The organism is Xenorhabdus sp. KK7.4, assembly GCF_963876465.1.
Classification (GTDB): Bacteria; Pseudomonadota; Gammaproteobacteria; order Enterobacterales; family Enterobacteriaceae; genus Xenorhabdus; species Xenorhabdus stockiae.
In genome coordinates this window covers 58,236-69,720 of record NZ_CAWNQF010000024.1, presented here as the reverse complement: position 1 = coordinate 69,720, position 11,485 = coordinate 58,236, and the positions used below count along the sequence as shown (strand labels likewise).

General features: G+C 42.4%; 11 protein-coding genes. 5 read left to right on the top strand and 6 right to left on the bottom strand.

Annotation, left to right across the window (positions count from 1 at the left end):
* Positions 1–9: 9 nt before the first annotated feature.
* Both ghrA and AACS90_RS04035 read left to right on the top strand, forming a co-directional pair.
* A complete protein-coding gene (gene ghrA, locus AACS90_RS04040) occupies positions 10–951 on the top strand; it encodes a glyoxylate/hydroxypyruvate reductase GhrA (protein WP_099121802.1) in 942 nt (313 codons plus the stop codon).
* 88 nt (positions 952–1,039) lie between these two features.
* Positions 1,040–1,582: a TorD/DmsD family molecular chaperone gene (locus tag AACS90_RS04035; RefSeq protein ID WP_099121844.1), complete on the top strand. Its 543-nt coding sequence runs from the start codon at positions 1,040–1,042 to the stop codon at positions 1,580–1,582.
* Between the two features lie 99 nt (positions 1,583–1,681).
* Here the strand turns inward: AACS90_RS04035 and AACS90_RS04030 are convergent, their stop codons facing one another.
* A complete protein-coding gene (locus tag AACS90_RS04030; protein ID WP_099110180.1) occupies positions 1,682–2,245 on the bottom strand; it encodes a lipoprotein in 564 nt (187 codons plus the stop codon).
* A gap of 54 nt (positions 2,246–2,299) precedes the next feature.
* Positions 2,300–3,505 (bottom strand): multidrug efflux MFS transporter MdtH, encoded by a 1,206-nt coding sequence (gene mdtH / locus AACS90_RS04025; protein ID WP_099110179.1) that lies wholly within the window; start codon positions 3,503–3,505, stop codon positions 2,300–2,302.
* 175 nt (positions 3,506–3,680) lie between these two features.
* Here mdtH and rimJ point away from each other — a divergent pair, with 175 nt between their 5' ends.
* Both rimJ and murJ read left to right on the top strand, forming a co-directional pair.
* Positions 3,681–4,253 (top strand): ribosomal protein S5-alanine N-acetyltransferase, encoded by a 573-nt coding sequence (rimJ, locus tag AACS90_RS04020; RefSeq protein ID WP_099121801.1) that lies wholly within the window; start codon positions 3,681–3,683, stop codon positions 4,251–4,253.
* Positions 4,254–4,448: 195 nt separating this feature from the next.
* Positions 4,449–5,987 carry a murein biosynthesis integral membrane protein MurJ gene (gene murJ / locus AACS90_RS04015; protein ID WP_099121800.1) on the top strand — a complete coding sequence of 513 codons (1,539 nt, stop codon included), beginning with the start codon at positions 4,449–4,451 and terminating at the stop codon, positions 5,985–5,987.
* A gap of 64 nt (positions 5,988–6,051) precedes the next feature.
* Here the strand turns inward: murJ and argS are convergent, their stop codons facing one another.
* Both argS and AACS90_RS04005 read right to left on the bottom strand, forming a co-directional pair.
* Positions 6,052–7,782, bottom strand: coding sequence for an arginine--tRNA ligase (gene argS / locus AACS90_RS04010; RefSeq protein WP_099121799.1), 1,731 nt, complete (start codon positions 7,780–7,782; stop codon positions 6,052–6,054).
* A 118-nt stretch (positions 7,783–7,900) separates the two neighbouring features.
* Complete coding sequence (locus AACS90_RS04005; RefSeq protein ID WP_256376532.1) at positions 7,901–8,278, bottom strand: DUF4180 domain-containing protein; 378 nt, start codon at positions 8,276–8,278, stop codon at positions 7,901–7,903.
* A 504-nt stretch (positions 8,279–8,782) separates the two neighbouring features.
* Between AACS90_RS04005 and cutC the strand changes: the two genes are divergently transcribed.
* Positions 8,783–9,529 carry a copper homeostasis protein CutC gene (cutC, locus tag AACS90_RS04000; protein WP_099121797.1) on the top strand — a complete coding sequence of 249 codons (747 nt, stop codon included), beginning with the start codon at positions 8,783–8,785 and terminating at the stop codon, positions 9,527–9,529.
* 85 nt (positions 9,530–9,614) lie between these two features.
* Here cutC and cmoB read toward each other — a convergent pair whose 3' ends face one another.
* Both cmoB and cmoA read right to left on the bottom strand, forming a co-directional pair.
* Complete coding sequence (cmoB, locus tag AACS90_RS03995) at positions 9,615–10,586, bottom strand: tRNA 5-methoxyuridine(34)/uridine 5-oxyacetic acid(34) synthase CmoB (protein WP_099121796.1); 972 nt, start codon at positions 10,584–10,586, stop codon at positions 9,615–9,617.
* Complete coding sequence (gene cmoA / locus AACS90_RS03990) at positions 10,586–11,341, bottom strand: carboxy-S-adenosyl-L-methionine synthase CmoA (RefSeq protein WP_099121795.1); 756 nt, start codon at positions 11,339–11,341, stop codon at positions 10,586–10,588. Before cmoA ends, cmoB begins: the two co-directional genes overlap by 1 nt.
* Positions 11,342–11,485 lie beyond the last annotated feature (144 nt).

The window sequence follows — 11,485 nt, the reverse complement described above, 5'->3', positions numbered from 1 at the left end:
TAAGATTATATGAACATCATTTTTTTTAGTCCTGCGTCTGATGCCGATAAGTGGGTTCAAGGAATAACTGAACGTTTACCTGATGCTAAAGTGAGAAAGTGGGCTAAGGGAGATAACGCTCCCGCAGATTATGCCCTTGTTTGGCATCCTCCCTATGAAATGTTGACTGAGCGCTTAGATCTTAAGGGAATATTTTCTCTGGGTGCTGGTGTTGATTCTATTCTTCAGCAAGAGTTGGAAAATCCCGGAGCTTTGCCAGCGAATGTCCCGTTAATCCGTCTCGAAGATACGGGAATGGGGTATCAGATGCAGGAATATACAGTGAGTGCGGTGTTACATTATTTCCGGCGAATGGATGAGTATAAACGTAATCAGGAGCAGCGCATCTGGCAGCCATTATCTCCTCACGATCGAAAAGACTTTGTTATCGGTGTATTGGGTGCCGGGGTTTTGGGGCGCTGTGTGATTGAGAAATTGGCAGAGTTTAATTTTACGGTACGTTGTTGGAGTAGGACTCCAAAACAACTTAATGGCGTTGAAAGTTTTTATGGTGAAGAACAATTTGGAGAGTTCCTTTCTGACTGTAAGGTATTAATTAACTTACTTCCCAGCACGTCTGAAACCCGTGGTGTGTTAAACCTTTCGGCATTTAGTCAATTAAAAGAGGGTTCATATATCATTAATATAGCGAGAGGTTCTCACCTTGTTGAACAGGATTTACTGACTGCCATTGATAAAGGATATGTTGCCGGCGCAACACTTGATGTCTTCGCTGAAGAGCCGCAGTCAAATATGCACCCATTCTGGACTCACCCCCGTATCACTATTACGCCGCATATTGCTGCAAACACCATTCCGGAACTGGCTATGGACGCTATTTGTAATAATATCCGTCGAATGGAGCAGGGACAAACACCAACTGGCCTTGTGGATATATCGCTTGGCTATTAATAAGCTGCTTTACAGCATGGCGGATGATTAGCAAAATAACGCCATTTGAATGAGTCGTTATTTTAAATTATTGGGATTTAATGAAGTCATGAATGAATTTTCGATTGTCTGCCGCATTTTAGGCACCCTGTTTAACCGCGCACCGCAAGATCCTATGTTACAGCCTCTGATGAACATGATTGCTGAAGGTAAATTAAAGCAGGCATGGCCTTTAGAACAGGATGAATTATTGGTTCGCCTGCAACAAAATAGCGATTTATCTGTAATAGAATCAGACTATCAGGCGTTGTTTGTCGGGGAGAAGGCTAAGGTTGCCATTTGCCGCTCTGATTATACTGATGGAACAGAAAATGAAGTGCGTCAGTTCCTGAGCGAACGGGATATGCCATTATCTGATACAGCAGCCGATCAGTTTGGCTCTTTATTGCTGGCTGCATCATGGTTGGAAGATCAGGCGGCAGAAGATGAAGTTCAGGCTCAGATAACATTATTCGATGAATATTTATTGCCGTGGTGTGGGCAGTTTCTTGGAAAAGTTGAAGCTCATGCTGTCAGTGGTTTTTATCGGGCTCTGGCTATGATTACCCGTGAAGCATTACAGGCACTACGTGAAGAGCTGGAAGCGGAGTAACATTGTCACTTAGCTGAGGCTAATTGCGTTAATTATCGATAAAATAAGGGCAAATTATTTATGAATAATTTGCCCTTATTATTTCAATGACAATAAAAATTATTTATCAGTTAATCCAATCACCAGTTTTCCTGGCTTAATTTCCAGTCCCTTAGCGAATTTTGCCGCTGCTGCTTCGGACTTGCTTTTTTCCGGATTCAGAACATAAACCGGATGAGTATCAAAAAACTCAGTTAACGAGGTATTCAGATAAGGAATCAATGCCTTGATCGGTCCAGCTACTTTTTCTGGGGTAGTCTGATAATCAATAATTTCCAGCCCTTTGACAAAAATAGCCCCTTTTTCTGCATCAAATACAGGCTTAGCCCTGATAGCCAATGTCATATCGGCCTGTGTTGAACCAAATAATGTTGAAATTTCAACTTTTCCCTTGCTGGTCAGGATGATTTTTTCCGGATCCTGACGGCCTATCTGACTACTTAAATTTCCCAGAGAAACATTGAAATTTGCTATGCCAGCAATTCCAATTTCTTTCTGATAATGCACTTTTTTTAATAAATAATCATTGAGCAAGCCTTCACTGATGCTGAGATCTTTAAACTGACCGCAACCACTGAGTAAACCAATCAGCACTAATGCTGCCCCTAATAAAAACTTTTTCATGCCGGCTCCTATATTTATTTTTGCTGGGCAGATTCTACACCATTATTCATATTGTTAATGTCTACTAATGGTTACTGGTTCGATTTTTTTCTGATTAAATTGGCGATGAAGAGCATAAATGGTGAATAAGCCGATCAATCCTAATAAAACCCACGGCAATTGAGGCATATTCAAAGCATGACCGGTATCATAAAGCCAGCCGCCACCGGTATAACCCAATACGCCACCTAGCGCCAGCCCTAATCGACTGAATCCCATATAACTGCCACGAGCTCTTGGATCTGCCAGACCGGCGCTGAGGGTTTCCCGGGCGGGCTCTGCCGTAACAGTACCCAGGTAAAACAGGGCAATAAGGGCAAAAAGCAGGTGTAATTGGTTAATCCAGCCGATAGGAAACATGCACAGGCTCATTAAAAATAAGCCTATCATCAGGCGCTGTTCCATGCGGAAATGTTTTTCACTCCACCGGGCGATAGGGTAAAGCAATGTCAGGGAAATAACCGCTTCGATAGCATACATCCATTTTACGGCAGTGTGGCTGCCGGACATTTCATGGATAATAATCGGGAACATCAGCATCACTTGTACTGATAAAATAAAATACCCTGTCAGGGTCAGTACATAATAAAAGAAGCGACGATCTTTAATAACCCGCATCATACCTTCTTTGATAGGTGTGCGGATTGTCGAGATACGATATGCAGGTAGTAACCAAGCATTTGCAATGGCTGCCAGAACGAAAATTCCGGCACCTATCCAGCACACCATATTGAAATTGTATTGTAATAACCAGCTTCCTATCAGTGCACCAATCACAGCGCCTGCGCTGTCTTGCATCAATAACAGTGAATAGAAACGACCGCGTTCATGTGGACGGGTTAGTTTAATAACCAGCGCAGCTCGTGGTGGATCGAACAATGTTCCGCCCAAACCAGATAAAATACAGGAAAAGATTAATATCCACGGTTCAGAAGCTATTGCCATCAAAGCGAAGCCTAATGCACGCAGTAACATTCCGCAGACAATCATCGGCTTGGCACCGAATTTATCAGCAATGGCACCACCAAAAATGCCCAGCCCTTGCTGAACAAACTGTCGAGTTCCCAGAGCGAGCCCGACAATGACGGCGGCCCAACCCATTTGCTCGACGAAACGGATCGAAATTAATGGAAAAACAACGAAAAATCCCAGAACAACCAATATGTTATCAAGTAATAAAAAATATTTACCTAAACTACGGGCCTGTGAAACCAATGACATTTCGCACCATCAATATATGAGAAAATAAAAATGAAATTTCTATCATTTTGTACGCAATCCTATTTTTAAGATAGAGGATTTATATATGATATTTTTTTATCGTAAAACAATGATATTGGCTTTTATTAGCTATAAATTATTCAGAATCTTTTTAAAATAAATATCGGGAGAGGGCATGTTTGGTTATCGGTCTACATCGCCTAAAGTTCGTTTTATTACGGACAGGATGATCGTCCGTCTGGTATATGAGCGTGATGCTTATCGTTTGGCTGAATATTATTCAGAAAATAAAGAGTTTCTTAAACCGTGGGAGCCGATAAGAGATCGGAGTTTTTACCAACCCTCGGGCTGGACGAATAAGCTGAGTTATGTTGCGGAATTACAACGGCAAAATGCGACATTTAATTTTGTGTTGTTGGATCCTAATGAGAACGAAATTTTAGGTGTGGCAAATTTTACCAATGTTGTACGTGGTGCATTTCACTCCTGTTATTTGGGTTATTCTCTGGCGGAAAAATTGCAAGGGCAGGGGATTATGTATGAAGCATTGCAGCCGGCTCTTCGTTATATGCAAAATCACCAGAAAATGCACCGGATCATGGCTAACTATATGCCGCATAATCAACGAAGTGGAAATTTGCTTAAGAAACTGAATTTTGAGCAGGAAGGGTATGCAAAAAAATACTTAATGATAGATGGTGTCTGGCAGGATCATGTTCTGACGGCATTAACCAACAATGATTGGTGAACGGGAAAGAGCATACAGGGTTAAAAATAATTAATAAAAAGGAGATAGCCAATGTAGGCAGGGTTTTTGTCTGTTAAACTTTGCCTATCAGTGCTATCTCATCGGATCATATTCGGTTCCATTTTAAGCATATCTGATGACGTTGCTTTACGCTTTTACGCTCATTTCATAGAAATATACTTATTAAACAATATCATGAACTTACTAAAATCACTGGCAGCCGTCAGTTCAATGACGATGTTTTCCCGCATTCTGGGTTTCATCCGTGATGCTATTATTGCCCGTATATTTGGTGCAGGCGTAGCAACAGACGCCTTCTTTGTTGCGTTCAAATTACCTAACCTATTACGTCGTATTTTTGCTGAGGGGGCTTTTTCACAGGCTTTTGTTCCCATTCTTGCTGAATATAAAAATCAGCAGGGGGATGAAGCAACACGCACCTTTATCGCCTATGTATCGGGTATGCTGACATTAATCTTAGCGATTGTTACCGTAATTGGGATAATTGCTGCGCCGTGGGTGATTTATGTGACCGCGCCGGGTTTTGCTGATACACCGGATAAGTTTACGCTGACCCGTGATTTACTCAGAATCACATTCCCTTATATTTTTTTAATATCTTTGGCATCTTTGGCAGGGGCAATTCTGAATACATGGAACCGTTTTTCGGTACCTGCTTTTGCACCAACTTTGCTTAATGTCAGCATGATCTTCTTTGCGTTGTTCGTGGCACCATACTGTAACCCTCCCGTGATGGCGCTAGGATGGGCTGTGGTTGCTGGTGGTATTTTGCAACTGGCTTACCAGCTCCCTCATCTGAAAAAAATAGGTATGTTAGTGCTGCCTCGGGTTTCTTTCCGTGATAGTGGTGTATGGCGTGTTATCCGCCAGATGGGACCGGCTATTCTGGGGGTATCAGTCAGCCAGATTTCTTTGATTATCAATACGATTTTTGCTTCATTTCTGGTTTCCGGCTCTGTTTCATGGATGTATTACGCAGATCGATTAATGGAATTACCTTCTGGCGTCTTAGGGGTCGCATTAGGAACGATTTTATTGCCATCTCTGGCAAAAAGTTTTTCCAGTGGAAATCATGATGAATACCGGAAACTGATGGATTGGGGGCTACGCCTTTGCTTTTTGTTGGCATTGCCTTGTGCTGTGGCATTGGGGATTTTGGCTGAACCATTAACAGTATCACTGTTTCAGTATGGTAATTTTTCTGCTTTTGATGCAGCCATGACACAACGGGCATTGATCGCCTACTGTTTCGGCTTAATGGGGTTGATCGTTGTTAAGGTTCTGGCTCCCGGTTTTTATTCCCGTCAGGATATTAAAACACCGGTTAAGATTGCGATTGCAACCCTGATTTTAACTCAGCTAATGAACCTTGCTTTTATCGGTCCCCTGAAACATGCAGGATTAGCCCTTTCCATAGGTTTAGCTGCCTGTTTCAATGCAGTGATGCTGTACTGGCAACTGCGTAAGCGTGAGATATTTAAACCATTAGCAGGATGGGGAGTATTCTTGCTTAAATTGCTGGTGGCAATTGTAGTTATGGTTGGCGTTTTGTTGACAGTGCTGTGGTTCATGCCGAACTGGGAGCAGGGTAATATGGCAATGCGTTTGTTAAGACTGATGGGCGTTGTGGTTGCCGGGGCAGGCAGTTATTTTGCTGCATTAGCTTTATTGGGATTCCGGTTAAAGGATTTCGCACATCGGGGATTGCAGTGATTATTTAATCTACTAGTGTGTTTAAATATCCCGCCGCAAACGGCGGGATATTTTTATAGTTCGATTACATCCGCTCTACAGTCTGAATCCCCAGAGTATCCAGACCCTGCTTCAGGGTTTTTGCCGTCAGCAGTGCCAGTTTCAGGCGGCTCTGACGCAATTCTTCATTTTCCGCATTCAGGATTGGGCAGTGTTCGTAGAAACCGGAGAACAGGCCAGCCAGATCATACAGGTAAGCACACATCACATGTGGTGTCCCTTCACGAGCTACTGTTGTGATTGTTTCTTCGAATTGCAGAAGACGGGTAGCCAGCGTTTGCTCGCGTTCTTCATTCAGTACAACAGGCAGTGTCAGGCTGCTTTCATCGATTTCAGCGCGTTTGAAAATAGAGGAGACACGGGTATATGCATACTGCATATAAGGAGCAGTGTTGCCATCAAAGGCCAGCATATTATCCCAGTCAAATACATAGTCTGTTGTACGGCTCTTGGAGAGATCGGCGTATTTTACTGCGCCAATACCAACTGCCTCGATAACTTTTTTAAGCTCATCTTCCGGCATATCCGGGTTTTTCTCACGGATAAGTGCATCTGCGCGTTCAATAGCTTCATCCAGTAGATCAGCTAATTTCACTGTACCGCCTGCGCGGGTTTTGAATGGTTTGCCATCTTTGCCCAGCATCATGCCGAACATGTGATGTTCCAGTGACATGGATTCAGGGATGTAGCCGGCTTTGCGTACAATTGTCCACGCCTGCATTAAATGTTGGTGCTGGCGTGAATCGATGTAGTAAAGCACACGGTCTGCATTCAGGATTTCATGACGGTATTTGGCGCAGGCGATATCTGTCGTTGTATAGAGGTAGCCACCATCTTTTTTCTGGATGATAACGCCCATCGGTTCGCCTTCTTTATTTTTGAATTCATCAAGGTAAACCACGGTTGCGCCATCACTTTCAACAGCTATGCCACGTTGTTTCAGGTCAGCAACGACCCCCGGCAGCATATCGTTATAAAGGCTTTCACCCATCACATCTTTTTCTGTCAACGTGACATTCAGGCGGTCATAAGTTGCCTGATTCTGTGACATGGTTATTTCAACCAATTTACGCCACATATTGCGGCAATATTCATCACCGCCTTGTAGTTTTACAACATAGCCACGTGCGCGAATGGCAAATTCTTCGTCTTCGTCGTAATTTTTCTTGGCGGCGCGATAAAATTCTTCCAAATCTTCTAATGCCATATCACTGGCATTTTCATTCTGTACTTTTTCCAGATAGGCGATCAGCATGCCGAACTGAGTACCCCAGTCGCCAAGGTGGTTAGCACGAATAACTTTATGGCCGAGGAATTCAAGGGTACGTGCTGCAGCATCACCGATGATGGTTGAGCGAATATGACCGATATGCATTTGTTTAGCGACATTAGGAGCAGAATAATCGATAACGATAGTCTGTGGTTCTACAGGAGATACCCCCAGTTTTTCTGCTGTCAGCGCGTTTTCTACATTTGTGGCAACCCATGTTTTATCAAGGAAGATATTGATAAAACCCGGACCCGCGATTTCGACTTTGCTGGCAATTCCTTGCAGATCCAGCAAATTGACAACTTTTTCTGCCAGTTGTCGTGGAGGCATACCAACTTTTTTCGCTGCCGCCATGACACCATTTGCTTGATAGTCACCAAATTGAGCTTTTGCAGATTGACGAACGTGAGCCTCACTATCGGCTGGAGCACCAGCTGCAATCAGCGCACTACTGATTTTTTCTGAAAGAATAGCCTGTATATTCACAGTGTTACCTTAAATTACGTACCAAAACTACACATTTTTATAATGCAGCATTTTCTGGCATGCGGGTTATGAGAAAATAACGGGCTTTATACCATATTCAATACCCTGCATGCTACTATCAGCCCCAGTTGGCAGGGGGACTTTTTGTTTTTGCCACTTCTTTTGGTGGATTCTTCGTCGAGGAAAGATATCTGATAGCATCATTAATCTCTGATACGAAGAAAAGCTGGTTATTTTTATGACTTTCCACAACAAAAGCACGAAAACTAGTGCTGATATTGGTGTACTTCGTCATATCCCCTAAAATAGCGACTTTTACCCGATAATTAACGAATGCTTGCAGTATTTCGCCAGCAATTTCCGTTTTTAATATGAAAAAATCAGGATGAAAGCAAGCCTCATTGATTATGAAATCAGCAATGTTTCTGTATTCATGACTAAGGATAATATTAATGACATCCTGCCATGATCGGAAAGGCTCTGGGGTATCCGTAATATGGATAAATAATGTGTTTGTTATTACGCCAAAATAATAGAAATATTAATAATTACTATTCAATACAAAGAATTAATGAGTAATTATCATAATATGCTCTCTTAAATTAAGAATTAGTGGCTGAACAAAATATGAGCCTCTATACAGGCAATTATCGCGCTGATAAAGAGTCATATAAATGTGATTAATACTCTGATATTTAGAAAATATTTAGCTAATGGATTTGTCTTGGTGGATGTTCAGATTGTTATAATTGTGCAGCTAATAGCTGATAATGCCACTGTGATCAAGCATTATTCTTTTTCTATCTATTAATCTTGATAAAAATGCGGACATATCAGCAAAATTGACTTTTTCATGACGATTTATCAGCAAAAAATTCTGTTCTTGTGATTTGCAATATGTCATTTTGAAAAATAGTTGTCATAGTTAATAAGTTCGCTAATGGAATATTTCGAATCTATTTATGACGCATTGACAGATTTGAATTCAGAGGAGGGGTTAATGCTAAAACTGGAAATTTGCTGTTATAGCGTAAATTGTGCGCTTATTGCACAAGAGGCAGGAGCTGATCGAATCGAATTGTGTGCAGGGCCATTGGAAGGGGGGCTGACCCCCAGTATGGGAATATTAAAACAAGCGTTGCAGTGCTTATTTATTCCTGTACACCCGATTGTTCGGCCCAGAGGAGGGGATTTTTGCTACAGTAAATTCGATTTTGAAGCGATGAAAAATGATGTTTCCTGTATTCGCGATATGGGGTTTCCCGGTGTTTCCTTCGGTATTTTGAACGAAGAAGGGAAAGTGGATATGTTGCGCATGAGGCAACTAATGTCCTTGGCTGGAGATATGGCTGTTACGTTCCATCGCGCTTTTGATATGTGTTGTGATCCGCTATATACGCTGGATCAGCTGACTGAGCTGGGTGTAAAGCGTATATTAACTTCTGGTCAGCAAAGTAGTGCAGAGTTAGGCTTACATTTATTAAAAGAGTTGGCGCAGGCCAGTCGTGGCCCTAGTATTATGCCGGGAGCGGGTGTCCGGGCCAGTAATATTAGTAAGTTTTTAGAAATTGGAGTAAAGGAAGTGCACAGCTCAGCAGGTAAAATTGTATCTTCTAAAATGGTCTACCGTAAGGCTGGTGTAAGAATGAATTCCGAAGACCGTGAGATGGAGGAATACACGAATTATAGTGTCGATCCTGAGTTAGTAGAATCTATGAAAGGAGTGATGATCCTGATTGATAACTAAATCCCGGCTAAAACCACCTCTGAACATTGAAGGTGTGAACTGCCATAACGAGCAATTCACACATCAATATTTAAATTTTCAGGTTTTAAGGCTTGCGGGCAATAAGAACGGCGCGCAATGGTGCAGGATAGCCTTCGATTGTTTTGCGCTGATCTGAAGGGTCAAGGAAATCAGCCAAAGATTCAGTTTTCATCCACTCTGTCTGACGTTGCTCATCCGTCGTTGTCACTGCCTGATCAACGATCCTGACATCGACAAAACCACATTTTTCCAGCCATGTTTTCAACATTTCAGCTGAAGGAATAAAGTAAACATTGCGCATTTGCGCGTAACGTTCACCCGGGATTAGGCATTGATATTCATCTCCTTCAATGACTAAACTTTCCAGAATCAGCTCCCCGCCTGAGACTAACTGATTTTTCAACTGCCACAAATGGTCAAGAGGTGAACGGCGATGATAAAGCACCCCCATGGAGAAGACAGTATCAAATGCTTTTAATTCAGGTAACTGTTCAATACCCAGTGGGAGCAGGTGAGCACGCTGGTCATTACCCAAGAGTTTTCTGACGGCTTCAAACTGGCAAAGAAAAAGTTGAGTAGGATCGATACCGACAACTAACTCCGCACCTTCGCCGACCATACGCCACATGTGATAACCACTACCACAACCGACATCAAGTATGGTTTTTCCTTCGAGAGGGGAGAGATGTGGTAAAACACGATCCCATTTCCAGTCAGAACGCCATTCAGTATCAATTTCAACACCATATAACGAAAAAGGCCCTTTGCGCCAGGGCATCAGGATTTTCAGAATATTGCGGATACGTGCCTTTTCACCATCGGGTAATTCGGGAATGTGTGTGGCGATAACACCATTCTTCAGATCAAGGTGAGATGGTTGAATTTCAGGCAAATTATCCAGATTCTTTAACCATGAGCTGAATTGGCCGTGTAATGAGGCTTTCTGCCAATGGTTTAATTGTGCCGGTAAGCATTCCAACCAATGATTCAGGTGGTTTTTGGCAATTAATTGATAAAAATTCCCGAAATCAATCATTATTCGGCTCCCTTAACAGCTAATAACGAACCGAAATTGAAACACTGGAACCAGACTTCGCTATGCTGAAAACCGGCTTGTTTCAGGCGTGATTTATGAGTCTCAACAGAATCTGTTCGCATGACATTTTCCAGCATGCTGCGTTTTTGACTAATTTCCAGCTCACTGTAACCATTAGCCCGTTTGAAGTCATGATGCATGCTGAACAGTAACTCGCCAATGTTCTGATCTTCAAAATTGAACTTCTCAGACAGAACCAGAACGCCCCCGGGTTTTAGTCCGGCATAAATTTTATTTAATATTTTCTGGCGATCATCCGGCTGAAGAAACTGCAATGTGAAATTCAGTACCACCATTGAAGCATTTTGAATGTCGGTATCAAGAATATCCTGTTCGATGATTTCAACGGGAGTTTTTGCCTTGAAAGCATCAATATGACGGCGGCAGCGCTCGACCATAGCCGGTGAGTTATCAACAGCAATAATACGGCAGCCGTCAACATCAATATTGCGGCGAATAGATAAAGTGGCTGCACCGAGGGAGCAACCAAGATCATAAATCTGGCTGTCCGGCGTGACAAAGCGGCTTGCCAGCATGCCTATCATGGAGATGATATTTGAGTAACCAGGAATGGAGCGTTTCACCATATCTGGAAAGACTTCGGCAACACGTTCATCAAAACTCCAGTCACCTAAGTTAGCGATTGGAGCAGAAAACAGACTGTCCCGTTGGTTGTGCGGATCTTGATTTGACATAACAACATTGATTTTGGAAACAATTAAGAATTGGCTATTCTAGCAGAATGCAGGAAAAGGCAGGAAGCGCTAATCTAACAGAACTGTTTTGAGCAGTAAGATCAGGTAGTAAAGATGCCAATTGAAATGAATAATTGGCCTCTT

Coding starts and splice junctions, on each gene's coding strand:
- ghrA (WP_099121802.1), top strand. CDS start 10: ATGAACATCATTTTTTTTAGTCCTGCGTCTGATGCCGATAAGTGGGTT.
- AACS90_RS04035 (WP_099121844.1), top strand. CDS start 1,040: ATGAATGAATTTTCGATTGTCTGCCGCATTTTAGGCACCCTGTTTAAC.
- AACS90_RS04030 (WP_099110180.1), bottom strand. CDS start 2,245: ATGAAAAAGTTTTTATTAGGGGCAGCATTAGTGCTGATTGGTTTACTC.
- mdtH (WP_099110179.1), bottom strand. CDS start 3,505: ATGTCATTGGTTTCACAGGCCCGTAGTTTAGGTAAATATTTTTTATTA.
- rimJ (WP_099121801.1), top strand. CDS start 3,681: ATGTTTGGTTATCGGTCTACATCGCCTAAAGTTCGTTTTATTACGGAC.
- murJ (WP_099121800.1), top strand. CDS start 4,449: ATGAACTTACTAAAATCACTGGCAGCCGTCAGTTCAATGACGATGTTT.
- cutC (WP_099121797.1), top strand. CDS start 8,783: ATGCTAAAACTGGAAATTTGCTGTTATAGCGTAAATTGTGCGCTTATT.
- cmoB (WP_099121796.1), bottom strand. CDS start 10,586: ATGATTGATTTCGGGAATTTTTATCAATTAATTGCCAAAAACCACCTG.
- cmoA (WP_099121795.1), bottom strand. CDS start 11,341: ATGTCAAATCAAGATCCGCACAACCAACGGGACAGTCTGTTTTCTGCT.